The organism is Nocardia kruczakiae NBRC 101016 (genome assembly GCF_001612965.1).
Classification (GTDB): domain Bacteria; phylum Actinomycetota; class Actinomycetes; order Mycobacteriales; family Mycobacteriaceae; genus Nocardia; species Nocardia kruczakiae.
In genome coordinates this window covers 1-25731 of the sequence record NZ_BDBL01000022.1, presented here as the reverse complement: position 1 = coordinate 25731, position 25731 = coordinate 1, and the positions used below count along the sequence as shown (strand labels likewise).

Annotated in this window: 21 protein-coding genes; 14 read left to right on the top strand and 7 right to left on the bottom strand. The window is 67.9% G+C overall.

The window, feature by feature from the left end:
- Positions 1 to 38: 38 nt before the first annotated feature.
- The 6 genes from NK1_RS16375 (at position 39) to NK1_RS33790 (ending at position 7109) form a co-directional block, all read left to right on the top strand.
- A complete protein-coding gene (locus NK1_RS16375) occupies positions 39 to 1043 on the top strand; it encodes a helix-turn-helix transcriptional regulator (protein ID WP_063009589.1) in 1005 nt (334 codons plus the stop codon).
- A complete protein-coding gene (locus tag NK1_RS16370; protein ID WP_063009587.1) occupies positions 1040 to 2083 on the top strand; it encodes a 2-dehydropantoate 2-reductase in 1044 nt (347 codons plus the stop codon). The genes NK1_RS16375 and NK1_RS16370 overlap by 4 nt, the downstream gene beginning before the upstream one ends.
- A 99-nt stretch (positions 2084 to 2182) precedes the next feature.
- The gene (tatA, locus tag NK1_RS16365; RefSeq protein WP_063009585.1) at positions 2183 to 2473 is read left to right on the top strand and encodes a Sec-independent protein translocase subunit TatA; all 291 of its coding nucleotides are present in this window, start codon (positions 2183 to 2185) and stop codon (positions 2471 to 2473) included.
- A 111-nt stretch (positions 2474 to 2584) separates the two neighbouring features.
- Positions 2585 to 3574 (top strand): twin-arginine translocase subunit TatC, encoded by a 990-nt coding sequence (gene tatC / locus NK1_RS16360; RefSeq protein ID WP_063009785.1) that lies wholly within the window; start codon positions 2585 to 2587, stop codon positions 3572 to 3574.
- Positions 3571 to 6267: a DEAD/DEAH box helicase gene (locus NK1_RS16355; protein WP_063009786.1), complete on the top strand. Its 2697-nt coding sequence runs from the start codon at positions 3571 to 3573 to the stop codon at positions 6265 to 6267. Before tatC ends, NK1_RS16355 begins: the two co-directional genes overlap by 4 nt.
- 104 nt (positions 6268 to 6371) lie before the next feature.
- Positions 6372 to 7109, top strand: coding sequence for a DUF4333 domain-containing protein (locus NK1_RS33790; protein WP_063009583.1), 738 nt, complete (start codon positions 6372 to 6374; stop codon positions 7107 to 7109).
- Between the two features lie 126 nt (positions 7110 to 7235).
- On the opposite strand, the gene NK1_RS16345 is transcribed toward NK1_RS33790, so the two are convergent.
- Entirely contained in the window at positions 7236 to 8201 is a 966-nt protein-coding gene (locus NK1_RS16345; RefSeq protein ID WP_063009581.1) for a 5'-3' exonuclease, read from the bottom strand.
- A 103-nt stretch (positions 8202 to 8304) separates the two neighbouring features.
- Between NK1_RS16345 and NK1_RS16340 the strand changes: the two genes are divergently transcribed.
- Positions 8305 to 9432, top strand: coding sequence for a M24 family metallopeptidase (locus NK1_RS16340; protein WP_063009579.1), 1128 nt, complete (start codon positions 8305 to 8307; stop codon positions 9430 to 9432).
- Between the two features lie 190 nt (positions 9433 to 9622).
- Here the strand turns inward: NK1_RS16340 and NK1_RS16335 are convergent, their stop codons facing one another.
- The gene (locus NK1_RS16335; RefSeq protein WP_036501711.1) at positions 9623 to 10033 is read right to left on the bottom strand and encodes a TIGR03618 family F420-dependent PPOX class oxidoreductase; all 411 of its coding nucleotides are present in this window, start codon (positions 10031 to 10033) and stop codon (positions 9623 to 9625) included.
- A gap of 43 nt (positions 10034 to 10076) precedes the next feature.
- On the opposite strand from NK1_RS16335, the gene dprE2 reads away from it, so the two are divergent.
- On the top strand, positions 10077 to 10832 hold the full coding sequence (gene dprE2 / locus NK1_RS16330; RefSeq protein WP_174552730.1) for a decaprenylphospho-beta-D-erythro-pentofuranosid-2-ulose 2-reductase: 756 nt from the start codon (positions 10077 to 10079) through the stop codon (positions 10830 to 10832).
- A 25-nt stretch (positions 10833 to 10857) separates the two neighbouring features.
- Here dprE2 and NK1_RS34565 read toward each other — a convergent pair whose 3' ends face one another.
- The gene (locus NK1_RS34565; protein WP_157104304.1) at positions 10858 to 10995 is read right to left on the bottom strand and encodes a hypothetical protein; all 138 of its coding nucleotides are present in this window, start codon (positions 10993 to 10995) and stop codon (positions 10858 to 10860) included.
- Positions 10996 to 11249: 254 nt separating this feature from the next.
- Between NK1_RS34565 and cbiE the strand changes: the two genes are divergently transcribed.
- The 3 genes from cbiE to NK1_RS16310 all read left to right on the top strand — a co-directional run bounded on the left by cbiE (position 11250) and on the right by NK1_RS16310 (position 14631).
- On the top strand, positions 11250 to 12527 hold the full coding sequence (cbiE, locus tag NK1_RS16320) for a precorrin-6y C5,15-methyltransferase (decarboxylating) subunit CbiE (RefSeq protein ID WP_084461055.1): 1278 nt from the start codon (positions 11250 to 11252) through the stop codon (positions 12525 to 12527).
- A gap of 157 nt (positions 12528 to 12684) precedes the next feature.
- Entirely contained in the window at positions 12685 to 13503 is an 819-nt protein-coding gene (locus tag NK1_RS16315; RefSeq protein ID WP_245660576.1) for a glycosyltransferase family 2 protein, read from the top strand.
- A 153-nt stretch (positions 13504 to 13656) separates the two neighbouring features.
- Positions 13657 to 14631, top strand: a complete 975-nt coding sequence (locus tag NK1_RS16310) for a quinone oxidoreductase family protein (RefSeq protein WP_063009574.1) — start codon at positions 13657 to 13659, stop codon at positions 14629 to 14631.
- 28 nt (positions 14632 to 14659) lie between these two features.
- Here the strand turns inward: NK1_RS16310 and NK1_RS16305 are convergent, their stop codons facing one another.
- Together NK1_RS16305 and NK1_RS16300 are read right to left on the bottom strand one after the other, a co-directional pair.
- Complete coding sequence (locus tag NK1_RS16305) at positions 14660 to 15118, bottom strand: NUDIX hydrolase (RefSeq protein WP_063009572.1); 459 nt, start codon at positions 15116 to 15118, stop codon at positions 14660 to 14662.
- A 172-nt stretch (positions 15119 to 15290) separates the two neighbouring features.
- Positions 15291 to 15620 (bottom strand): hypothetical protein, encoded by a 330-nt coding sequence (locus tag NK1_RS16300; protein ID WP_157104302.1) that lies wholly within the window; start codon positions 15618 to 15620, stop codon positions 15291 to 15293.
- A 684-nt stretch (positions 15621 to 16304) separates the two neighbouring features.
- Here NK1_RS16300 and NK1_RS16295 point away from each other — a divergent pair.
- The 3 genes from NK1_RS16295 (at position 16305) to NK1_RS16285 (ending at position 19374) form a co-directional block, all read left to right on the top strand.
- Positions 16305 to 17498 carry a lipase family protein gene (locus NK1_RS16295; RefSeq protein WP_063009568.1) on the top strand — a complete coding sequence of 398 codons (1194 nt, stop codon included), beginning with the start codon at positions 16305 to 16307 and terminating at the stop codon, positions 17496 to 17498.
- A 105-nt stretch (positions 17499 to 17603) separates the two neighbouring features.
- Positions 17604 to 18716 (top strand): alkane 1-monooxygenase, encoded by a 1113-nt coding sequence (locus tag NK1_RS16290; RefSeq protein ID WP_063009566.1) that lies wholly within the window; start codon positions 17604 to 17606, stop codon positions 18714 to 18716.
- A gap of 157 nt (positions 18717 to 18873) precedes the next feature.
- Positions 18874 to 19374, top strand: a complete 501-nt coding sequence (locus NK1_RS16285) for a hemerythrin domain-containing protein (protein WP_063009564.1) — start codon at positions 18874 to 18876, stop codon at positions 19372 to 19374.
- Positions 19375 to 19398: 24 nt separating this feature from the next.
- On the opposite strand, the gene NK1_RS16280 is transcribed toward NK1_RS16285, so the two are convergent.
- Together NK1_RS16280 and NK1_RS16275 are read right to left on the bottom strand one after the other, a co-directional pair.
- Positions 19399 to 20181, bottom strand: a complete 783-nt coding sequence (locus NK1_RS16280; RefSeq protein WP_063009562.1) for an alpha/beta hydrolase family protein — start codon at positions 20179 to 20181, stop codon at positions 19399 to 19401.
- The coding region (locus tag NK1_RS16275) for a non-ribosomal peptide synthetase (RefSeq protein WP_167354269.1) at positions 20178 to 25731 on the bottom strand (5554 nt) is incomplete at its 5' end. The genes NK1_RS16275 and NK1_RS16280, both read right to left, overlap by 4 nt.

Genomic DNA, 25731 nt, shown 5'->3' with positions numbered 1-25731 from the left:
CGCGCGAGCGGCGCAACGGCTCGGGCGGGGGTGCGGCGATGAGCAGCCGATTGTCGACGCGGCTGTCCCGGTTGCTGAATATGGTTCCGTACTTCCTCGCGAATCCGGGGATCAGTGCGCCCGAGGCGGCCGCGGAACTCGGCGTCAGCACCAAACAGCTGATGAGCGACCTCAATCAGCTCTGGATGTGCGGCCTGCCCGGTTACGGTCCGGGCGATCTGATCGATCTGTCGTTCTCCGAGGAGAGCATCGAGGTCACCTTCTCCGCCGGTATCGACCGTCCGCTGCGGCTGACCTCGATCGAGGCGACGGCACTGCTGGTGGCCCTGCGCTCGATCGCGGATCTGCCGGGCATGGTCGATCCGACCGCCGCCCGGTCGGCGACCGCCAAGATCGAATCCGCCATCTCCGGCGGGGCCGCGCATCGCAGCGAACCCGACACCGCGGAGCCGGTCGAGGCGCCGGCGGTGACCACGGTGCGTTCCGCACTGGCCGGCGGACGAGCGCTGCGGCTGGTGTACTACTCGGCGAGCCGGGATGTGGTGTCCGAACGCGTCGTCGATCCGATCCGAATCGTGCTGGTGGACAACAACTCCTATCTGCAGGCATGGTGCCGGCAGGCCGAGGGGGTGCGGCTGTTCCGCTTCGACCGGATCGAGGAGGCCACCGAACTCGAGGAGCCGGCGAACCCGCCCAGCCACGCCACCGAGGAGTCCGCGGGGCTCGACCTGTTCTCCGACGATCCGGCGGTTGCCTTGGCGCGCTTGCGCATTCGTGGCGACTACGGGTGGGTGCTCGATCAGTATCCGATGCATCCGGTGGTGGTCCACCCCGACGGCAGCGTCGAGGCGACGATGCGGTTCGCCACGCTGGGCTGGATCGCGCGACTGCTGCTCGGCTTCGGTTCCGGTGTCACCGTGCTGGGCCCGCCGGAGCTGGTGAGCGCGGTGCGGGAACGGTCGGCCGCGGCGCTGGCCGCCTACGAGGAGGTCGGCGACCTCGGTTACGACCGGAACATGGTCGAGGAGGTCGGGCCCGCGTGACATTCCGGGTGACGGTGCTCGGCGCCGGAAGTATCGGTCTGTTCGTCGGCGGCAAACTGGCCGCCGCCGGTGCCGAGGTCAGTTTCGTCGGGCGCCCGCGGCTGCTGGACGAGATCGGCGCGCACGGGCTGCGGCTGACCGATCTGGACGGCGGCGACGATCGCGTCGCGGCGAGCGGTTTCCGCACCGAGACCGAACCGGACAGCGCCGCCACCGCCGATCTGGTGCTGGTCACCGTGAAGTCGGCGCAGACCGCCCAGGCCGCGGCGCAACTGCGCAATCGGGTGCGCGCGGACACCGTGGTGGTCAGCCTGCAGAACGGTATCGGCAACGATGCGGCGATCCGGGAGGTGCTGCCCACGGCGGTGGTCTCGGCCGGCATGGTGATGTTCAACGTCGTCCACAGCGGCCCCGGCCATTTCCATCGCGGCACCGACGGCACGGTGGCGGTGGGCGACGATGCGGCGTTGTCTCGATTCGCGCCGCTGTTCGAACGGGCCGGGCTGCCCCTGGACCGACATCAGGATCTGCGCCCGGTGCAGTGGGCCAAACTCCTGCTCAACCTCAACAACGCGATCAACGCGCTGTCGGGCCGGCCGCTGCGCGAGGAACTGGCCACTCGCGACTACCGGCGTTGCCTGGCGCTGGCGCAGGACGAGGCGCTCGCGGCGATGCGGCGCGCCCGGATCCGTCCCGCGCGGCTGACCGTGCTGCCGCCGCGCGTGATGGCCCGCCTGCTGACGGTTCCCGATGCCGTCTTCGAGCGGGTGGCCGGACGGGTGCTCGCGGTGGACCCGATGGCGCGCTCGTCGATGGCCGACGATCTCGCCCTGGGCCGGCGCACCGAAATCGATTGGCTCTGTGGGGAAATCGTCGAGCTGGGCCGGATGGTGGCGGTGCCCACCCCGGTGAACGCACGGCTGGTCGACCTGATCCGGGCCGCGGAGAACGGCGACGAACGCCGCTGGACCGGGCCCGACCTGCTCGCGGAGCTGCGCGCAGCGATCGCCCGCGAGGCGACGCGGCCGGTGCCGAGCTGACCTACGACACCGTCTCGCCGATTCGCGGGTGACGACGCTCGTCGTCGCCGGATCGGGGTCCGGTAGCATCGGACATACCACAGTCTTGGGAGGTTTTCGATGGGTTCATTGAGCCCGACGCACTGGCTCATCATTGCGTTGGTGATCCTGCTGCTGTTCGGCGCCAAGCGGCTGCCCGACGCAGCCCGGGGTCTCGGACGTTCCTTGCGCATCTTCAAGAGCGAGATGAGCGAGATGCAGTCCGAGGGCTCGGCGAACGCGGGTTCTGCGAACACGGGATCGGCGAACGCGTCCGGCCCCGCACAGCAGTCGGCGCCCGCGGCCGAGCTGCCGCCTGCTCAGCCGGTGAATCCGGCGCCGCAGGCCGACAAGGATCGTCACACGGCCTGATCCGGCCCGTCTCGAGGCCGTCGCCCCGGTAACGCCCGCGGGGTGGCGGTGCGATGGCGGTTGGGCGTTTCATCCGGATCCGGCCAGGTGATCAGCGAGGCAGTCACATCCATGCGCATTCCGTTCGACCCCCGCCGTAGCCGGCGCAGGACGAATCCCGACGGCACCATGTCGTTGGTCGAACATCTGCACGAGTTGCGTTCGCGACTGTTGAAGTCGTTGCTGGCGGTGGCGCTGACCACGGTGCTCGGATTCCTCTGGTACTCGCATTCGTTCCTGGGCATCGAGAGCCTGGGCGATCTCCTGCGCGGGCCCTACTGTTCTTTGCCGCCGGAACATCGTGCGCAACTGACCACCGACGGCGCCTGCCGGCTGCTGGCCACCGCCCCGTTCGAGCAGTTCATGCTGCGGTTCAAGGTCGCCTTCACCGCGGGTGTGGTGATGGCGTGCCCGATCTGGCTGTATCAGCTGTGGGCGTTCGTGACGCCCGGCCTCTACGCCAAGGAGCGCAAGTACGCGATCAGCTTCGTCGCCTCCGGTGTGGTGCTGTTCGTCACCGGTGCGGTGCTGGCGTACTGGGTGGTCGCGCACGCGCTGAGTTTCCTGATGGGGATCGGCAGCAATGTGCAGATCACCGCGTTGAGCGGTAGTCAGTACTTCGGGTTCATCATCAAGCTGCTGATCATCTTCGGGGTGAGCTTCGAGACACCGCTGCTGATCATCGGGCTGAACATGGTCGGCGTGCTGACCTACGAGCGGCTCAAGAAATGGCGCCGCGGCATGATCTTCGGGCTGTTCGTCTTCGCCGCGATCGTCACCCCGCAGGATCCCTTCTCGATGCTGGCGCTGGCCGCCGCGCTCACCGTGTTGTTCGAGGTGGCCGTGCAGATCGCCCGGCTCAACGACCGGCGCCGCGCTCGCCGGGGCGACAACTGGGGTGCGCTGTCGGACGACGAGGCCTCCCCGCTGGGCGGACCGGACGATCTGGACGGGGTGAGCCCGGTGGAGCCCGCCCAGCCGGTGACGGCGAGCGGACCGGTCTCGGCCGACCCCGCGCCGAAAACTCCGCGCCCGGTGTCGGACTACTCCGATACCCTCTGAGCGTGGGACAACCGTCGCTGACTGGCGAACTCGCGGCATTCGCCGCCGACCTGAAATTCTCCCTGGACCCGTTCCAACAGCAGGCCTGCGCGGCGCTGGAGAACGGGCACAGTGTGCTGGTGTGCGCGCCGACCGGCGCCGGTAAGACCGTCGTCGGGGAATTCGCCGTGCACCTGGCCCGCGCGGCCGGAGGGAAGTGCTTCTACACCACCCCGATCAAGGCGCTGTCGAATCAGAAGTACTCGGATCTGGTGGACCGCTACGGCCGCGACGCGGTCGGACTGCTGACCGGCGACCAGTCGATCAATCCGGACGCCCGGGTCGTGGTCATGACCACCGAAGTGCTGCGCAACATGCTCTACGCGGGCTCGGACGCGCTGCACGCGCTGTCGTTCGTCGTCATGGACGAGGTGCACTATCTGGCCGACCGGTTCCGCGGTGCGGTGTGGGAAGAGGTCATCCTGCATCTGCCGCCGGAGGTGCGCCTGGTGAGCCTGTCGGCGACGGTCAGCAATGCCGAGGAGTTCGGTGCGTGGATGGAGACGGTGCGCGGCGACACCGCGGTCATCGTCGACGAGACGCGGCCGGTGCCGTTGTGGCAGCACGTCATGGTCGGGCGGCGGCTGTTCGATCTGTTCGATACCAAGTCCAGCGATCAGAAGATCCTCGTCGACGAGGATCTGGTTCGCTACATCAAGCATCGCGAGGCCGCCGACCGGATGAACGGCTGGTCCGGGCCGCGCCACCGCGGTGGTCCCCGTCGTGACTTCCGTCCGCTGCCGCGCCCGGAGATGCTCGCCCGCCTCGACGAGGAAGGGCTGCTGCCGGCGATCACCTTCATCTTCAGCCGGGCAGGCTGCGACGGAGCCCTCGCTCAGTGCCTGCGCTCGCGCCTGGATCTGAGCCGTCCCGACGACGCCGCGGAGATCGAGGCGGTGATCGAGCGCCACACCGGTGATCTGCCGCGCGCCGATCTCGATGTGCTCGGCTACTGGGAATGGCGTGAGGCGCTCTTCCGCGGCCTGGCCGCCCATCACGCCGGCATGCTGCCCGCCTTCCGGCACACCGTGGAGGAATTGTTCGTCCGCGGGCTGGTGCGGGCCGTATTCGCCACGGAGACACTGGCTCTCGGCATCAACATGCCGGCGCGCACGGTGGTGCTGGAGCGGCTGGTGAAGTTCAACGGCGAAACCCATGCCGAGCTGACCCCCGGCGAGTACACGCAGTTGACCGGCCGCGCCGGCCGCCGCGGTATCGACATCGAGGGCCACGCGGTGGTGATGTGGCATCCCGACGTCGACACCAGCGCCGTCGCGGGCTTGGCCTCTACCCGTACCTATCCGTTGCGCAGCTCGTTCCGGCCCGGCTACAACATGTCGATCAACCTGATCGATCGGATGGGCGCCGCGCAGTCGCGGGAACTGCTGGAGCGCTCGTTCGCGCAGTTCCAGGCCGACCGGTCGGTGGTGGGCCTGGTTCGCGGTATCGAGCGCAACGAGGCACAGGTGCGGAAATTGCGCTCGCAGATCGGTGACGACGGCTTCCTCGAATATCTGTCGCTGCGCGAACGGATCAAACAGCGCGAACGGGAACTGGAACGGCAGGGGCGGGCCGACCGCCGCGGGGCTTCGGTCGAGTCGCTGACCTCGCTGCGCCGCGGCGACGTGGTGGCCATTCCGACCGGGCGTCGCCAGGGCCTCGCGGTGATCCTGGAACCGGACGCGAGTCCGGGCGATCCCCGCCCGCTGGTGCTGACCGCCGACACCTGGGCCGGGCGCGTCTCGGCCGCCGACTTCCCGACCCCCGCTCAGCCGCTGGGCCGGATGCGGCTGCCCCGCCACGTGGACCACCGCACCGCGCGAGCGCGCCGCGACCTGGCATCCGCGTTGCGCAGCACCGGAATCGCGGTCCCGGGACGAGGCCGGCGCGGTGGTCGTGCGCGCGCGGCCGACGATCGGGAACTGGCGACGCTGCGGCGGGCGCTGCGCGCCCATCCCGCCCACTCCCGGCCCGACCGGGAGCAGCTGGCCCGGGTGGGGGAGCGCTACAACCGGCTCGAGCGCGAGACCGAGTCGATGCGCCAGAAGGTCGCTGCGACAACGAATTCGCTGGCGCGCACCTTCGATCGGATCGTCGCGCTGCTGAGTGAGCGCGGTTATGTCGACGGCGGGGAGGTCACCGCCGACGGCCGGCGGCTCGCCCGGATCTACACCGAGGCGGATCTCGTTGTGGCCGAATGCCTTCGGCAGGGCCTCTGGCGTGGGCTCGGTGCCGCCGAACTCGCGGGCGTGGTGTCGGTGCTGGTCTTCGAATCGCGGCAGGAGGGCGGCTACCTCGGCCCGGCCGGGCCGACCGAACCGGTGCGGCGCGCGGTCGGCGCCACCATCGGCGTGTGGAGCCAGCTGCGCACCGACGAGGCACGGCACAAGCTGCCGCCGACCCGGGAACCGGATCTGGGCTTCGTCACCGGCATCTACAAATGGGCCCGCGGGGACGGATTGGCCGAATCGTTGCTGGCCAGTGGTGATCAGGGCAGTGCGCTGTCGGCGGGTGACTTCGTGCGCTGGTGCCGGCAGGTGATCGATCTGCTCGACCAGATCCACCAGACCGCCGACGACACCGAAATCGCCGCGACCGCCGCCAAGTCGGTGCGTGCCATCCGGCGTGGCGTTGTGGCGGTGGACGCCGCGTAGCGTGCCCGGCTGTGATTGGATGACTACCGGTACCGACCGTGGTGAGGGCCTGATCACCTCACGCGGGGGGATGTGAGACGACGAGTGCGAGTGGAGGCAGGCACATGAGCGGCCCGTACGGACCGAACGAGACCCCTGGCCCAGGGGAGGGCAACAGCAGCGATCCGACCCAGCAGTGGTCGGGCCAGCCGCAGCCCGGCCAGTCCGGACCGGCGCCGCAGTGGGGTGGCCAGCAGCCGCAGCAGCCCCAGTGGGGACAGCCCGCACCGTCGCAGCAGCAGTGGCAGCCGCAACCGCAGCAGCCGCAGCAGCCGCAGTGGGGTGGTCAGAGTCAGCCGTCCTGGCCGCAGCAGCCGCCGGCGCAGGCGCAGCCGTGGGAACCGACCCAGCAGCAGTGGGGTCAGCCGCCGCAGCCGTCGCAGCAGCAGTGGGCGCAGCAGCAGCCCACTCAGCAGGGTTGGGCGCCGCAGCCCGACCAGTCGCAGCAGCAGTGGGGGATGCAGGAACCGCAGCTGAGCAGCACGCCCGCCAAGAAGTCGAAGAAGGGCCTGCTCTTCGGCGGTATCGGCGTGCTGGTCGTGGTGGTCGTCGCCGTCGTCCTCGCCTTCGTCTTCCTGGGCAGCGACAAACTGGACAACAAGGCCGTGCAGGACGGTGTGCAGAAGGTCCTCAAGGATTCCTACGGCATCGACGACGTCCAGAGCGTCAGCTGCCCCTCGGGGCAGAAGGTCGAGGTCGGTGACACCTTCGACTGCACCCTGAAGGTCGGCGGCGAGCAGAAGAAGGTCACCGTCAAGATCACCAAGGACGACGGCACCTACGAGGTCGGCCGCCCCAACTGAGTGCCGTGCGCGTGAGACAGACCGACGGCCGTGCGAATGCCATCGTGTTCGACGGCCGCCGGGACCTCACAGTCGCGGAAGCGTTCGGCAGCCAGTACTTTTCGCGACGGTGACGAACAGCGGGCGTCAGGCGTTCGCCGCGAGGGCCGCGGTCAGTCGCTTGACGGGGCTTTCGGCGTTGTAGGCGGTGGCGAGCGCGTGCAGCCCGTCCGGGTCGGCCGGCTCGGCGGGGAGTAGGTCGGGGCCGGACAGTTCGACCTCGGCATCGCGGACGACCCGCACCACGGGCGCTGCCGCCTTCAGATAATCTTCGGCCGCAGCGAGTTTCGCGCGCACGCCGCGCGCCAGATCGGAGGCGGGGTCGGCGACGGCGGCTACCAGCGCCTCGAGCGAGCCGTAGCGCGAGATCAGCGTGGCGGCGGATTTGTCGCCGATGCCGGCTACTCCCGGCAGGCCGTCGGACGCATCGCCGCGCAGCGTCGCCATATCGGCGTAGGCCGGGCCCGCATTCTCTTGCGGCACACCGTATTTGGCGGCCACCTCGGCGGGGCCCCAGAGTTCGGCTTTGGCCAGCCCGCGGCCCACATAGAAGACATGGACCGGGGGAGCGTCGGCGCGCACCACCTGCAGTAGATCGCGATCACCGCTGACCACGATCACCTCGTTGTCGCGTTCGCGGTCGGCGAGGGTGCCGATCACGTCGTCGGCCTCCAGGCCGGCCGCACCGGCGGTCGCGATCCCGGCCGCCGCGAGCATCTCGGCGATCATGTCGACCTGCGGGGTGAGCGTGTCGGGTACTTCCTCGGCGCCGGGCTGGGCGTCGGCGGTGGTGTCGAGCCGGTGGGCCTTGTAGGAGGGCACCAGCTCGACGCGGAAGGCCGGACGCCAGTCGAGATCCAGGCACACCACCAGGCGGCCCGGATGGTGGCGGGTGATCAGCGCGGCGACCATATCGGTGAAGCCGCGCAGTGCGTTCACCGGGCGGCCGTCGGGCGCGGTGATCTTCTCCGGGATGGCATAGAACGCCCGGAACCACAGGCTCGCGCCGTCGAGCAGCAACAGTGGCCGGTCACTCGCACTGGAGGTGAGCATGGCGCAGACGCTACCGGGCCGCACCGACAATCCGGCCACGCCCCTGTCGCGAACGTGGTGATCGTCCGGACCGTGTCCGCAGTGGCGGGTAACGTCGTATCGCATGAGCGCGCATACGGAGTCACGATTCGGTGCCGAGATCTACGGCAAGCGGCTGGAGCGGGCGGCGGAGCTGACGCGCGCGGCGCATCTGGACGCGCTGCTGATCACGCCCGGCCCGGATCTGCGATATCTGCTGGGGTCGGCGGCGCAATCGTTCGAGCGGCTCACCTGCCTGGTCGTCCCGGCCAGCGGCGAAACCCCGTCGGTGGTGGTGCCGAAACTGGAGCTGGCCGCGCTGGACGGCTCGGCCGCCGGTGAGCTCGGATTGCACATGGTGTCGTGGGTGGACGGCGTGGACCCGTACGGGGTCGTGAAATCGACGCTGAACGCGGGCGCGCGGGTCGCGGTCGACGATGCCATGCCCGCCCTGCATCTGCTCCCGATCGCGGACGCGCTGACGGCCCTGCCGGTGTCGGCGACCCCGATCATCCGGGAGTTGCGGATGATCAAGGATGCCGCCGAGATCGACGCACTGCGGCGCGCGGGCGCCGCCATCGATCGCGTGCATGCCCGGATGGGTGAGTGGTTGCAGCCGGGCCGCACCGAGGCCGAGGTCGCCGCCGACATCACCGCCGCGATCGTGGCGGAGGGGCACGACCGGGCCGATTTCGTGATCGTCGGCAGCGGACCCAACGGCGCCAACCCGCACCACAGCCATTCCGACCGGGTCATCGAAGCCGGTGACGTGGTGGTCATCGATATCGGCGGTCCCGTCGAACCCGGATATTTCTCCGATTCCACCCGCACGTACGTGCTGGGCGAGCCCGATCCGGAGATCGCCGAACGCTACGCCGCGCTCGAACGCGCGCAGGCCGCCGCCGTGGCCGCCGTGCGCCCGGGTGTCACCGCCGAATCGGTCGACGCCGCGGCCCGAAACCTGTTGTCCGAGGAGGGTTTCGGCGAGGCGTTCATTCACCGCACCGGCCACGGCATCGGGCTGTCGGTGCACGAGGAGCCCTACATCGTGGCGGGCAACGAGACCGTACTGCGGCCGGGGATGGCGTTCAGCATCGAGCCGGGTATCTACTTCGCCGGCGAATGGGGTGCCCGCATCGAGGACATCGTGGTCGTCACGGAGGACGGCGGCGAGTCGGTGAATCAGCGCCCGCACGGTTTGACGGTGCTGTAAAGCCTCGAGTCCGAAGTTTCGGTGAAGCGACGGGTGTCGGGCGAAGCTTTCCTTCCACCCGGGCATCGCGAAGAGTCGCCGGGCAGCTGTCGGAGGATGCCGCCCGCGACAGGAGCGAAGCGCGCGGCCGGCCGGGAACGGTGGCCGCACGGTTCGGGCCCGTCCACTCCGCTCGGCCGTCGCGTATCGCTCAGCCGCGCAGGGTGCTGCTCGACAACACGCGTGCGACCCGGACCGCGATGACCACGCGCTGCGGATTCTCGCGCGGGGTGCGGTAGCGCTCGGCGTAGCGGGCTTCCGCCTCGGCGACCCGGTCGCGGTCGGTCCAGACCTCGGCCGGGCCTTCCAGGGTGAGCCAGCGTGGGCCGTCGACCTGGCTCAGCGCGGCGTATCCGCGCCGGTCCGCATTGCGGGCCTTGGTGGTGGGACCGCCGGTGATCACCCGCGCGATACCGGCGTCGGGATCCCAGGTGAAGCCGACCGCGACGACGTGCGGCGTACCGTCCGCGCGCAGGGTGGTCAGCGTGGCCAGATGCCGTTCGGTCACGAATTCCAGCGCGCTGGGGGACAGGTCGATGCGCGCGGCGGCGGTACTCGTCATGGCTGCGACGCTAGCAACCGGGGCCGATGGCAGACTATGCGCCATGGGTGTGCGTGAGGTCGACGACGGGGTGATCGTGCTGTTCGGCGGGCGCAGCGAGATGGGACTCGAGGTCGTGCGCCGGATCTGCGCGGACCGCGAGATCGTGCTCGCCGCACGTCGCAGCGATCGGCTGGGGGAGGAGACCGCCCTGCTGCGCGCGGCGGGCGCCCGCGCGGTCCATGCGGTGGAGTTCGACGCCGACGACCTGTCCGGGCATCAGCCGCTGCTGGAGAAACTGGCCGCCGACCACGGCCGGATCGGTGCGGCGATCCTGGCCTTCGGGGTACTGGGCGATCAGGCCCGCGCTGAACAGGATCCGGCCGCGGCGGTCGCGGTACTGCACACCGACTTCGTCGCCCAGGTGAGCCTGCTGACCGTGCTGGCGAATCTGCTGCGCGCGCAGGGCAGCGGTCAGCTGATGGTGTTCAGTTCGATCGCGGGGGCACGGGTGCGGCGTGCCAACTACGTGTACGGCTCGAGTAAGGCGGGACTGGACGGATTCGCCTCCGGGCTGTCGGATGCCTTGCACGGCAGCGGAGTCCATTTGCTGCTGGTGCGTCCCGGTTTCGTCATCGGCCGGATGACCGAGGGGATGAGCCCGGCGCCGCTGTCGAGTACGCCCGATCAGGTGGCGGAAGCCGCTGTCGCCGCCCTACGCCGCCGCGCCACCAGCGTGTGGGTACCGCGAGCGTTGGGACCCGCCGCTGCCGTGGCCCGATGGGTGCCACGGGCGGTCTGGCGCCGGATGCCCCGGTGATGCGCGCGCCCACACCGTCTGCGCGTCAGAGCCGCTGCGCCGAAAGCACGACGGGGACGCTGCCCGCCCGCACGACGGGGACGCTGCCCGCCCGCACGACGGGGACGCTGCCCGCCCGCACGACGGAGATGCTGCCCGCCCGCACGATGGGGACGCTGTCCATCGGCGCGCGTGGAGCGTTGTCCGCTGGCGTGGCTCGAGCGTTGTCCGCTGGCGCACGTGGGGCGTTGTCCGCTGGCGGGGCTGGGGCGTTGCCCGTCGGCGGGGCTGGGGCGCAGCTCGGCGGCGCGGCTGAAGCGCTGCCCGCTGGCGCGGCTGGAGCGCAGCTCGGCGGCGCGGCTGAGGTGCAGCTCGGCGGCGCGCGGCTGAAGCGCTGCTCGTCGGCGCGGCAGCGTCGCGACGGCGGCCGGTGACGGTATGACAGGCGAAAAACCCACCCTCGCAACCGGAGACATCCGGGCCGCACCGGAGGACGATCGCGTCATCGCGGTGGTGGGCATCGGTGCCGACGGCTGGCCGGGGTTGAGCCCGCGCGTGCGCGCTGAAATCGATTCGGCCGAGGTACTTTTCGGATCGCGCCGACAGCTGGATCTCGTCCCCGCCGACGCGAGCACCGCGGATCGCCGGGCCTGGCCGACGCCGCTACTGCCCGCGCTGCCGGAAATGCTGTCCGCGCATCGGGGTTCGCGTATCTGCGTCCTGGCCAGCGGCGATCCCATGTTCTACGGCATCGGCGTCACGCTCGCGAAAATGCTGGGGCCGCAGGCTATCCGGGTCTATCCGCAGCCGTCGTCGGCCACGCTGGCCTGTGCCCGGCTCGGCTGGGCCAGTGCGCACACCCCGGTGGTGAGCGTCGTCGGCCGCCCCCTCGAAACGGTGCTGCCGGAACTCGCCGACGGCCGGCGCCTCCTGGTGCTCAGTGCCGACGAACACTCTCCGGCGCAGGTGGCGGAACTGTTGCGGCGCAACGATTTCGGCGAATCACGGCTGACCGTGCTGGAACAGCTCGGTGGTCCCGGCGAACGGATCGTCGCCGCGACGGCGGCGCAGTGGTCATGTCCTCCCGGTGATCCACTGAACATCGTCGCCATCGAGGCGGTCCGTGATCCGGCCGCGCCCCGGCTCACCCGGTTGCCGGGTCTGCCCGACACCTCCTACGGCGGCGACGGTCAGCTGACCAAGGCGGAGGTTCGCACCCTGTCGGTCGCCGCGCTCGCCCCCGCGCCCGGCGAACTGCTGTGGGATGTGGGCGGCGGGTCGGGCACCATCGCGATCGAGTGGTGTCGCACCCATCCCGACTGCCGCGCAATCACATTCGAGCGCAGTTCAACACGCCGCGAGCAGATCGCCGCCAACGCCGCGGCGCTCGGGGTGCCCGCGATCGTGGTGCGCGGCGAGGCGCCCGCAGACCTGCCCGCGCCCGGCGATCCGGCGCCCGACGCGATCTTCCTCGGCGGCGGGCTCACCCAGGACGGTCTGTTCGCGGCATGCTGGGCTCGGCTGCGGCCGGGCGGCCGGCTGGTTGCCAACGCCGTCACCGCCGAATCGGAGGCGCTGCTGCTGCGCTGGGCCGCGGCGCACGGCGGCGAATTGCGGAAATTCCAGATCTACCGCGGCGAGCCGCTCGGCGGATTCACCGCCTGGCGCCCGCATCTGCCGGTGGCGCAGTGGATTGCGGTGAAGCCGGCCGAGTAGGCCGGCAGTAGGCGGTACCGCGCGGTCCGTGCACCGGTGTTTCGGAAACTTCGGTGCTGCTACTGGTTGTCGGTTAGGGTTGCCCGAAGCTAGCGCTCTCCCATCTCGATTCGTTCAATCATTCCCTTCTCGCAGGAGATGTTTGATGATCTTGTCGGTGGTAGTTCCTGCTCTCAACGAAGCTCGGGTCATCGAGCGAACCCTGTCGCGGCTGGTCGCCCAGGAGGCGGTCGACGAGGTGATCGTGGTCGACAACGGAAGCGACGACGGCACCGCGCAAGTTGTCTACGAGTTCGCGGGCAAATATCCGAAGGTGCAGTTGATCCATGAGCCGGTGCGCGGGATCCCGGCGGCGCGCAATGCCGGATTCGACAAGGCGCGTGGGCTTGTCATCGCCCGCACCGACGCCGACACTCTCGTCGACGACGACTGGGCCGCCACGATCCGCGATCACCTCACCACGCATCCGGACACCGCGGCGGTGACCGGCCTGTGCACCTATCACGATTCCCCGATCGGGTTCTTCCTGCGGTGGGGCCAGCAACTGCTGCTACGGCTGGGAAAGGTGGGCGGCCCGGTGGGAAATATGTACGGTCCCAACATGGCCCTGCGCCGGGAAGCGTGGGAACAGGTACGCGACGCGGTGCAGACGCGTGCGGACGTGGCCGAGGATCTGGATCTGGCGATCTGTTTGACGTTGCGGGGCTTGCGCATCGATCAGGTGACTACGATGCGTGCGCGGACCTCGGCCCGACGCCGGCGCACCAGCCCCCGACGTCAATGGCAGTTCCACCACATCGGCCTGCGCACCATCGAACACCACGGATTCCCGGTCCGGTTCCAGCACCGGTTGATCATCCTGGGCGCCTGCCTGTCCCACACCGTGCAATGGCCGGTCTACCGGTTCTGGGACTTTCACCAGCGTCGATTCCGGTTGCGTCCCGGCACGGAACGAATCTCGGCGACCGGACACTGATCGGACCCTATGGTCCGGTATCCGGTCCGGCCGTTCGGAAGGACGACGCCTGGCACGCTCGGCCGAGTCCGCCCGATCACCCGGAAGGAATGTGGCGCCGCGTCGCCGGGTTGATCCCGATCGTTCGACAGCTGTGACGTGTTGGGAGTGACGATGCGAGCCCTGGTGATGACCGCCCCCGGCGGTGCGGAGAACTCGGAGATCCGCGAGGTGGAACCGCCGCGGCCCGCCGCGGGCGAGGTGGCCATCGATGTGGCCTACGCGGGGGTGAACTTCATGGATGTGATGGCTCGCCGCGGGGATGCGGGCTACGCACCGGCGTGGCCCTACCGCCCCGGCCTGGAAATCGCGGGCACGGTACGTGAATTGGGTGCCGATGTCACCGGCCTCGCCGTTGGTGATCGAGTGGCGGCCGTCGCGCTCGGCGGCGGCGGATTCGCCGAGATCGCCACGGCCCCAGGCATACTCACCGTTCCGGTACCGGACGCCGTCCCGTTGAGCTCGGCCGGCGCCACCCCCCTCGGCCTGGCGACCGCCTTGCTGCTGCTCACCGACGCCGGCCGCTTCACGGCGGGGGATACGGTTCTGGTGCACTCCGCCGGCGGCGGTATCGGCGGTGCGGTGGCACAGCTGGTGCCGCTGCTCGGTGGTGGCCGTCTCCTGGGGACGGTGAGCCGCGCACGCGGACCGGTACCCGGCTATGACAGCGTCCTGGTCCGCGGTGACGGCCTGGCCGACGATATCCGCGCGGCGACCGATGGCCGCGGGGTGGACCTCGTACTCGACCCGCTCGGCACCGAGGCCCTGGATCTGGATCTCGAGGTCACCCGCCCCACCGGCCGAATCGTCTTGTTCGGCAACGCAGGTGGCGGTGCCCCCGCCCCGCTCCCGCCGTTCGGTCGCCTGCTGGGCGGCAACCTCACCCTCACCGGTTTCAGCCACCGCGGCCTGGTCGCCGGCGCGCCGTCGAAGGTCGCCGCCGCTACCCGACAGGTGCTGGATTACCTTGCCGCAGGCGCACTCTCGCTCCCGGTCACCGAAGTGGCGTCGCTGGACGAGGTGATCACCGCGCATGACCTGCTGGCATCAGGGCGCGGCACGGGCAAGTACGTCGCCCGTATCCGCTGACCACCGGTGCGACGCGCGGGGGCCGGCCTCACACCGAGGTTTCCGGTAGCGAGTTCCGGGCCTGGGCAAGTTCGCGGTAGTCCTGGAGGATGCGGCGAATGGAGGGAGTCACGCGGAGGTCGCCGTCCAGGGGCGCCCAGGTGTAGGCGGTGTGGGCGGACAGACGGATGGGGTACGTGGCGGCGACGTCGACGGCGAAGTGCAGGCGGCGGACCGGTTTTCCGATGGGCGACAGATAGTCGAAATAGCCTACGTGGCTACGGATTCGGGTGACGAGCAGACCTGTCTCGGTGGCGACGCCGCGGGTCACGGCCGCGTCCAGCGGTTCGCCGGGCTCGACGGTGGTGCCGGGAAGTTTGAGGGTGGCCTTGACGGGGCCGCTGTCGTCACGTTCGAGCAGCAGAACCTGTCCGCCACGATCGATGATCACGCCGATTCGTAGTGCGACACAGTCCTTTTCCGCGCGTTCGTACAATTCGTCGAGCATGGATGTAGGCATCATCCGACTCACCAACCCTCGATCGGTTGCACCGCAGGGGCAGTACAGGGATGACCCATTATGACGGTAGAACATGGTGCCGCGTGTCAAGACGGCGTCCGCGCCCCGAGATCGAGCATGTCGAAGGCGAGGCAGACCGCTCGGTCGAACACAGCGGTGTTCAGTGCCGAGGTCGTCGGATACGGCCCCGAGCGACGAGTTCGATGGTGACCGCCACCGCGCACGATTGCGCGAGCAGCAGGCCGAGGAGCACGAGGATCTGGACCGCGGCCGCGAACATCACGCCCAGGACCAGGAACGAGGACCACAGATGGCGCAGGGCGGCGGCGAGCACCAGTGCGACCACGCTCAGTTGCGCGATCGCGCGAACCGCTGCACCGGGCACGATCAGCATCGAGCCGAGGTATGCGAACCGGTACACCGCTGCTGATGCGGCCACCAGAACCAGGCACACAACCGCCGAACCCACACCGGGCGATGCGACGTTCACGTCCCCACCTTCTGTTGCCGCCGGGCTGCTGTCCAGCTCGGCCGGTACCAGGAGGTATCGGCCGGGCGAGCGTGCTTCCCACGGATAACCAGGTGGCGCACTCAGCGTTTCCACAGCGTTGCTTCGTGACACTGGGCGCGTGTCAGCGATTGTCGCGGCTCCGCACCATGAGAATTCGGAGCCGACGGGCGGCGAATATTCGGTCCGCGACGAGGGCCGGTTCGAACACCTGTCAACCAGTACGGGACAATTAGGACCTCAGCGACAATCCAGGCCGCATAACCGCTGTCACCCTACATGTAGCCACGCCTCGGGCAGTTCCGCCGCACTTTTCAGCCGCCATTGTTTTCCCGCTCAGCGCGCTGATATATGTGCACTTCGCATTGCGTATGAATTTCGCAACGCGCGTTCTTTGGTCAGGATCACAGACGCTTGCTACAGTCGCTTCGCGCAACCCCTGGCAGGGGGGCACTCCCCGCGGTTTCGTCCGAACAAAGGATGTGGCTTGTGAGAGGGTTTTTGGCAGCTGTGGTCGCCGTTGTCGTCGCTAGTGCGTTGTCGGGCGAACAGCCCGCTCGGGCGGACGAGGGCCCGCCCGCCGGTCCGACGCCGCAATTGTCGCCCGCAAATCTCCCTCCCTCCCCGTTACAGAATTGGATCGACGCGAACATCAAGCCGCCGCAGTTGGCCGCGGGTCCGGGTGACGAGCAGGCGGCATTGTGGCGGGCGATATTGTCGTCGCCGACCGGTGATCAGACCTTCGACGCCTGGCCCGAGAATCTCGCCGGCTTGGAGCCGGGGCAGATCATCGAGGCGCGCGACGTAACCGCGACGGCAGCTCAGCATATGGCGGTACCGATCCAGCGAGCGGTGCTGCTGAAGTTTCGCTCCACCTCGGGGACGGGCACACCCTCCTTCGGCACCGCCACATTGATCACGCCGGCGGCCTCGTGGAACGGTCCGGGGCCCCGCCCGGTGGAAGTGAACGCCATGCCGATCAACGCACTCGGGTTGCACTGCACGCCGGGCTACCAGTTGTCGCACGACATACTCGATCGAACCAACACCGATCTCGTCTGGTTTCTGCCGGCCATCTGGTCGGCGCTGAACCAAGGGCACGCGGTTCTCCTGCCCGACCATGAGGGCCCGCTGATGGCCTACGGCGAGACGAATGTGGCCGGGCACATGATGCTCGATTCGATTCGCGCCGTGCGTAATGCGCTGCCGGAGTTCGGTGACAGCCGCTATGTCGTCGAAGGCTACTCGGGTGGAGCGATCGCCGCGTACGCCACCGCGATGCTGCAGAGCGAGTACGCGCCGGAGCTGTCGGACGTGCTGATGGGGGTGGCCTCGGGTGGACTGGCCGCCGACTACCGAAATATCGCCCACCGTTTCAACGGCTGGATCGCCTCCGGCATTCTGTTGTCGGTGTCGACGGCGATAGCGCGCGAACATCCGGAGTTGCTCCAGTACATGAATCATCTCGCGCAGTGGGTGACGACTTCTCCGACGCGAGATCTGTGTGGTGACGCCGACGGACCGCTCGGCGTGGTCGGTATCCCGATGGACGTGGCGACCAATATCGGCAACCCCCTCGACAGCCCGGTGGCCCAAAATCTGTATCGCCAACTGGATTTGTCCGACCGGAAGTCGGGTGTGCCGCTGTATATCTACCACGGTGCGTGGGATCCCTGGATTCCCATCGAGGACGCTCAGCGGATGTACGGTGAACAATGCAGCCGGGGCGTTCCGGCCATTTTCCGCACAGTGCCCGGCGAGCATCTGAGCAGTTACGTCACCAGCTTTCCCGGCCTCGAGGACTGGATCAACGCGCGACTGCGCGGCGAACCGGCACCGAGCGAATGCCCCGGTAGGTAGCCCGGTAATTGGGGCCGGAAGTCGCGGCACGACGGCGTTGCGGCAGGACCGTTTTCAGTAGCCATACCTCAGGTCGATCCTCGTCGGGTGAATGAGAGACGGGCTATGACGGTTTTCGGGCGTGCCCACGTTCGCGATCACAAACGGTACCTCTGGGTCCTGAGTTCACTGGGCGCCGCAGGAGCTCTGCTGCCCGGGCAACTGGTGACCATCACACGGCTCGAATTGCTCTGGTGGATCGGCCCTATCGCGGTGCTCGGGGTGATTCCGCTCCTCGACATCGCGATGGGCGTCGACAGCGGAAATCCGCGCGAGGAAGATTACGAGGCGTTGACCAACGACCGGTATTACCGTTGGTGCGTTTACGCATTCCTGCCGATCCAGTTCCTCGGGCTGGCCATCGCGGGATTCATGTGGTCTCGTCCCGAACTGAAGTTCGTCGACAAGTTGGGCCTGGCCGCAACCATGGGATTCGTGTCCGGCCTCGGTATCAACGCGGCACACGAATTGGGCCATCGGGTCGAACGTCTCGAACGCTGGCTGGCAAAAATCGCGCTGGCGCAATCCTGGTACGGGCACTTCTATGTCGAGCACAACCGCGGCCACCACGTCCGCGTCGCCACACCCGAGGATCCGGCGAGTGCCCGATTCGGCGAGTCGCTCTGGAAGTTCCTGCCCCGCAGCTCCCTGGGCGGCTTCCGCTCGGCGCTCGTCCTGGAACGAGAACGCCTGTCCCACCGTGGGAAAAGATGGTTCAGCCGGCACAACAACCTGCTGCAGGCGTGGTCCATGAGTGCCGTGCTGTTCGGCGCTTCGATTCTCGCCTACGGGCCCGTGATCGTCCCCTTTCTGATACTGCAGGCCGTGATCGGCATCGTCCTGCTCGAAACGGTGAACTACATCGAGCACTACGGCCTGCTGCGCAGGCGCCGTGCGGACGGTCGTTACGCGCGGTGTTCACCCCGCGACAGTTGGAACAGCGACCGCCTGGTGACCAACGTCTTCCTGTTCCACCTGCAACGCCACAGCGATCACCACGCCAACCCGGGCCGCCGGTACCAGACTCTGCGCTCCTCCGAAGAGTCGCCGCAGCTGCCCTATGGCTACGCCACCATGATCGTGCTGGCGTTGATTCCACCGCTGTGGCGCAAGGTGATGGATCCCCGTCTGCTCGCCCACTACGACGGCGACATGACCCTGGTCAACAGGTTGCCATGAGCGCCGCCGGTGTCGGCCGCCCGGGAGCGCCACGCCGAAAATCGCGGCCGATTGGCCCGGCGGTGGGCGGGTAAGGCGTAGATAGCCGACCGCCGGTCGCGTGGCCGCAGGTGCCGGATCGGCGGTTGCCCGGAACTCGGATCCTTCAGGAGGTTTCATGTCCACCGACGCCATCGTGCTGCTGCGCGAGGACCACAAGCAGATCCGCAAACTGTTCCGCGAATTCGAGAAAGCGGGCCCCGACGCACACGCGACGAAGGGCCGTATCGTCGACAAGATCATCGAAGCGCTGACCGTGCATACCTATCTCGAGAACGAGGTCATGTATCCCGAGGTCCGGGAGCTGGTGCCGGAGGTCGAGGACGACATCCTCGAGTCCTACGAGGAACATCATGTCGCCGATGTCCTGGTCATGGAGCTGTCCACGATGAAGCCCGAAGACGAACGCTTCACCGCGAAGGTCACGGTGCTGATCGAGAATGTCGATCATCACATCGACGAAGAAGAGGACGAATGGTTCCCCACGGTGCGAGAACACTTGGGGCGGAAGCAACTTCAGGATATCGGCGCTCGGATGCTGGAATTGCGGGAGAAGGCGCCGACCACCCCCGCCGCCCCGAAGGCCCTGAAAAAGGCACTCGACGCGCTCACCGCCTGACCCGTCGTCGAGATCGGATGAGGTTCAGCGCGCCAGCTCCAGGACCGCCGTGCGGCAGGCCGCCCACGCGGAGGAGGTCACATCGATGAGTGAGAAGTGGTCGATGCCGGGGAGCGCCAGTAACCGGGAGTCGTCCCCGGCGCGTCGAGCCGCGGCGACGAAGCGCTGCGATTGGCTGAGCGGCACCTCGTCGTCAGCCGTGCCGTGCACGCATATCGAGGGCACGCCCATCGGCAGCAGCGCGCTGGGACACGCCGGCGAGCAGGCCTCGGGACCGTCGGCCCGGGTGCCCAGGAAGTTTCGCACGGCTCCGGAACCCAGGTCCTCTCTCAGTGCGAGCTCGAGGTCCAAAACTCCTGCCTGGCTGACGAATCCGGTCAGTGGCACGCGGGGCGAGGCTCCGGGAGAACCGGTGGGCAACGACCCCCGGCCTGCCAGCCAGCCGGCCAGCTGACCTCCCGCGGAGTGCCCGATCCCGATGACTCGTGAGAGGTCGAGACTGCCGGCTTCCAGGCTTTGACCCATGGCGGCGAGCAGGTCGACAGCGGCGGCGACGTCGAGACAGGTGGCCGGCCATCCGCCGCTTCCGCGATCCGGGTCGTCGCCTACCCTCCGGTATTCGATGTTCCAGGCAGCGAAACCGTGCCGTGCCAGATCCTCGGCCAGATCGGACATCAGGTCGACGCCGTAGGCCGTTCGCCAGAAGCCACCATGGATGACCACGGCGACCGGCCAGAAGCCGGGGCGGTCGGGAACGCTGAGAACGCCGTGCTGACTCGGGTGGGTGCCGTAGCGCACCAACGTCATCGGCGGGAACCCTCACTCAAGCGATCGATCAGGAAGCCGAGCCCGACGGTGCCCCCGGTACCCCGGCGATCCCCGATGAAGCGGCGGACCACGTCCAGATGGTTCAGCCGCCAGCGCGTGAGGCCGGCGATGAATACCTCGAGCTGCGCGCCCAGGTGCAGCCGCTGCCGCCGGTCCTTGCTGTCGCCGTCGCGCCGGTCGGCGACGATCTCGAGCAAAGCTGTCACGGGAGCGTGGCGAACGCCGGCCAGCATCGTCGCCAACTGGGTCGACTGTGCCGCGCTCACGCCCTGTAATTGAGGCCGGAACTGTTGGAACGCATCCACCGCGAGATGTTGCAGGGCACTCTCTGTGGACATCATCAGTTCGAGCACGGCGTTGGCACGCTTCATCCGATCGATCGCCCGATCGAACTCCGCCCGACGGGCGGACTCCAGCGCGAGCTCGAGGTCTATCAGGATCTGCGAAACCCACAGTTCCGAAGTCTGGTGGACGATCAGGAAGTATCTCTCGTCGCTCCACGCGGAACGGTCGCCGTTGGCGAACAATGGCTGAACGGCGCCGAGCAGCTCGTCGAGGTGAAGGTAATTCGCGTAGCTGAGGCGCTCTTTCGAGCCGGCATCGATGTGCGGACATTGCTGCGCCGGAGCAGTATCGGAAGGAGTCATCGTGGTCCCACCTTGTCTCGCATACGCGCAGATCCCGCCGAGGGCCTCGAACCACAGTCCGCTGAGCCTCGTGATCGCCGCGCGATCGAGCTTGGATGATGCCCATGTCCATTGGGCATGCAGGTGTGGGCCGCTGTCGCTGTCGACGGTGACAGCATTGACGGCCGCGGTGTGCGCCAACGGCATTGCGTGATCGGCATTGCCGCTGTCGGTGAACAACGAACCCCAATAGCCGATCCGCCAGACATCACTGTCAGCCGAAGCGTCGAGCACCGGTACGCCCAGGCGCCCCAGATAGTTGAATCCGATCGGCGGGTCGGACCCGGACAGGTCGACATCGGCGTTCAAATAGCGCAGCACACCGTAGGTCACCGGGTTCGGGACCGTACGAAGTTGCTCGGCGGCGTCATGGATCACCGCCCCCAGTGCTGTCTCGCCGGCCGCTACCTGCGACCACGACAGCCCACCCACCGCCAACGACACCGGGTATTTGGTCGTGAACCAGCCCACGGTGCGCGACAGGTCGACGTCGGGGGCCAGCTCCTCGTCGCGCCCGTGGCTCTCGACGTCGATACCGATCGGTGTGCCGCCGTTGCCCAGAAACTCCGTCCACGCCAAGGCGAATGCGATCAACAGGATCTCGTGCACTCCGGCATGAAGTGCCGCGGGCACCTCACCGAGGATCGTGCGGGTGGTGTCGACGTCCAGTGACACCTCCATGTGCTCGGCGGTGGCAAACGTATCCTCGGGCTGCACCGCAGGCAGCGCGGCGGGGATCGCCGTCACCTTTTTCCAAGCGGCCGCCTGGCCGACGATTTCGGGGCGGCGCGCGTGCTCGGCCAGCAGCGACGCCCACCGGGCGAACGACGTCCCGGCTGTCGGCAACGCGACCTGCTGCCCCGCACGGTGTTGGGCCCAGGCGGTATTGAGGTCGTCCAGCAGAATCCGCCACGACACCACATCGACGGCCAGATGATTCACCACCAGCGCCAACTGGCGGGTGGGCACGACCCACAGCGCGCTGAGCATCACCCCGGCGGCCGGATTCAACCGAGATTGCGCCTTGGTGAGCTCTTCATCGGACAACTCGTCGACCGAGTGCAGACAAGCGCTCGCATCCACCGACCCCGGCTCGGGCACCTGCAACGACCACCTGCCATCGCCGTCGTCGCCGACGCGGAGCCGCAGCATGGCATGCCGATCCAGCAGGGCCTGCACCATCACCACCACGTCGGTCTCGGTGACCCCCGCGGGTGCCTGCAGCAACGCCATCAGATTGAACTGTTCGATCGGGCCGTGAACACTGTGCAGCCAGCGCATGATCGGGGTCGCGACCACCGGCCCGAGACCCTCGTCGATCGGGCGATCCGCACCGCCGGCCACCTCGGCCACCTCGGCCAGGCGGGCAACGGTCTGCTCGACGAAGATATCGCGCGGCCGGAACACGAGGCCGGCCGTACGGGCCCGGGCCACCACCTGCATCGACGAAATGCTGTCTCCGCCGAGGTCGAAGAAGGAGTCGTCGATGCCGACGCGGTCGAGTCCGAGTGTGTGGGCGTAGATGGAGGTGAGGATTTCCTCGACGGGCGTGGTGGGGGCGCGGTAGTGGCCGGTGGCGTATTCGGGTGCCGGCAGGGCGCGGGTGTCGAGTTTCCCGTTGACGGTCAGTGGCAGTGCGGGGAGAGTCATGATTGCGGAGGGGATCATGTAGGTGGGGAGTTTTCGGGCGAGTTGAGTGCGGATGTCGGTGGGGTTTGCGGTGCCGGTGATGTAGGCGATGAGGCGTTTGTTTCCGGGTGGGTCTTCGTGGGTGATGACGGCGGCTTGTTCGATGCCGTCGAGTTGGGTGAGGGCGGTGCGTATTTCGCCGCATTCGATGCGGTAGCCGCGGATTTTGACTTGGTCGTCGGCGCGTGCGATGTAGTGGAGTTGGCCGTCGTTTGCCCAGCGGACGAGGTCGCCGGTGCGGTACATGCGCATCCCGGGCGCATATGGGCAAGCCACGAACCGTGATGCGGTCAATGCCGGCCTGCGCCAATACCCGTAGCTGACTCCGGCTCCTGCCACGTACAACTCGCCGGTGACGCCGATCGGCACCGGTTGTAGCCGGCGGTCGAGGACGAACAACGCTGCCTCCGGTACTGCTGCCCCGATCGGCGGTTTCCCCGATCCGGCGCTCAGGGGTGTGGTGAGGGTGACGCACATGGTGGTTTCGGTGGGGCCGTAGCCGTTGATGACTGTGTGTGCGGGAGCCCACTGGTCGACGATGTGGGCCGGGCAGAGTTCGCCGCCGAGTATCAAGGTGACCGATTCCAAGCCTCGAGGTGTCAGCATTGCCGCGGCGGTGGGGGTTTGGGTCAGCATGGTGACCTGTTCGGCGGCGAGTACGTCGTGAAAGTCGGTGGGGGAGTGGGTGATCGAGTCGGGGATGACGACAAGTCGTCCGCCGTGGAGCAACGGGGCCCAGATTTCCCACACGGAGACGTCGAAGGCGAGCGAGTGACATTGCGCCCACACCTGTTCGGAGGCGGGTGTGGGGCCGATGTTCAGGTTTGTCAGTAGTTGGGTGATGTTGTGGTGGGTGGTGGCCACGCCCTTGGGGGTCCCGGTGGTGCCGGAGGTGTAGATGAAATAGGCGATGTTGTCCGGGCTGGGCGCGGGTAATGGGGTACTGGGTTGGGTGTCGAGTGCGGGGTCGTTGATGTCGATGATCGGTATGCCGAGCCCGTCGAGTCGTCCGGCGAGGTCGGCGGTGGTGATGATCGCTACCGGTGTGGCGTCGGTGAGCATGAATTCGATTCGTGCCCTGGGGTGTTCGGGATCGATGGGTAGGTAGGCCGCCCCGGTTTCGAGTACCGCGGTGAGTGCGGTGATCGCTTCTGCCGAACGTTGCATCAGTATCCCGACCACGCATCCGGGTCCCACACCGTGGCCGGTCAGCAGGTGTGCCAGCCGGTTCGCGGTCCGGTCGAGTTGCCGGTAGGTCCAGGAGTGTTCGCCGCAGGTGAGTGCTGTGGCGTCGGGGGTGCGGGCGACTTGTGCGGCGAACAGTGCCGGCACGGACATCGCTGAGGGTGTGTGCGTGTGCAGTGCCGCGCGGTTGCCGATCTCCTCCAGCCGGGTGTGTTCGGATTCGTCGAGCAGATCCACCGATGACAGGGGTTGTCCGGGGTTGGTGGTTATCGCCACCAGTACTCGTTCAAGTCGGTGGATGAGTGTGTCGATGGTGGTGGTGTCGAAGATGTCGGTGCGGAATTCCACTGCGCCGGTGAGTCCGGCGGGTTCGCCGGTGTCGGTGAAGCGTTCGCCGAGGGAGAACGCGATGTCCATGCGGGCGCTGTGGGTGTCCAGCGGCAGGGAGGAGACCTGGAGGTCTTCCAGCACCAAACCGCCTGCGGCGTCGTTGTTTCCGGCGAAGTTCTGCCACGCCAGCAACACCTGGATCAGCGGGTGATGCATCAATGACCGGGCCGGGTTGAGACGTTCCACCAGCACTTCGAAGGGCACATGCTGGTGGTCGAACGCTTCGAGGCTGCGGGTGCGAACCTGGGTGAGCAGGTCGGTGAGGGTCGGGTCGCCGGTGAGATCGACTCGTAGTACGAGGGTGTTGACGAAGAAGCCGACCAGTTCGTCGAGAGCGGGGTCGCCGCGGCCGGCGACGGCGAATCCGACCGCCACATCGGGGTTGGCGCTGATCTTCGACAACAGGATCGTCAGCGCGGCTTGGATCACCATGAAATTGGTGGCGTTGTGTTCGCGTGCTGTCCTGGTGATGTGTTGCTGTAGTTCGGCGGGCCAGTCGATGGTGACGCTGGCGCCGTGCTGGTCGGTGTTCGGTGGGTAGGGTCGGTCGGTGGGGAGGTCGAGGTGTTCGGGCATCCCGGCCAGGGTCTGTTCCCAGTACTCCAGTTCGGTGGCGATACGGCTGTGGGGATCGTGTAGTTCGCCGAGCTGGGAGCGTTGCCAGAGTGCGTAGTCGACATACTGCACCGCCAACGGTGCCCAACCCGGAGCCCGCCCCGCGCGACGGCTGGCGTAGGCAGCACTCAGATCGGCGGCCAGCGGCCGCAGTGACCAGCCGTCCGCGGCGATATGGTGCATGACGATCACCAGCACGTGTTCCTGATCCGAAACAGCGAAAAGTGTTGCCCGCAACGGAATCTCGGCCGCCAAGTCGAACGGGTAGCGCGCCGCCTCGTTCACGGCGGCGTCCAGCTGGGTGTGCGACCATCCGGTCGCATCGACGACGTCGCACCCGAAAATGACCCGCTCAACGGGCATAACAACCTGCCGGGGCGTGCCCTCGGTCGCGCTGAACACCGTGCGCAGACTTTCGTGACGGCCCACCACATCGGCCAGCGCCGCACCCAGAGCGTCGACATCGAGCCCACCGCTCAACCGCAACGCCGCCGCCACGTTGTAGACCGGGGAGGGCCCGTGGAGTTGGTCGATGAACCAGAGTCGTTGCTGGGCATACGACAGCGGGATCGCGTCGGGTCGTTCGACGGGTGTGAGGCGTGGGAGTCGGCTCGTTCCCGCATCACCGATAGTGGATGCCAGCCGGGCGACGGTGGGTGTGTCGAAGACGGTGCGGACGGAGAGGTCGGTGTCGAGGGTGGTGTTGATCGCGGCGATCAGGCGCATCGCCGACAGTGAATCTCCCCCGAGGTCGAAGAAGGAGTCGTCGACCCCGATGTGGTCGAGTCCGAGTATCCGAGCGTAGATGGTGGTGAGGATTTCCTCGACGGGCGTGGTGGGTGCGCGGTAGGGGCTGGTGGTGTATTCGGGTGCCGGTAGGGCGCGGGTGTCGAGTTTGCCGTTGACGGTCAGTGGTAGCGCGTCCAACGTCATGATCGCGGCGGGGATCATGTAGGCGGGGAGG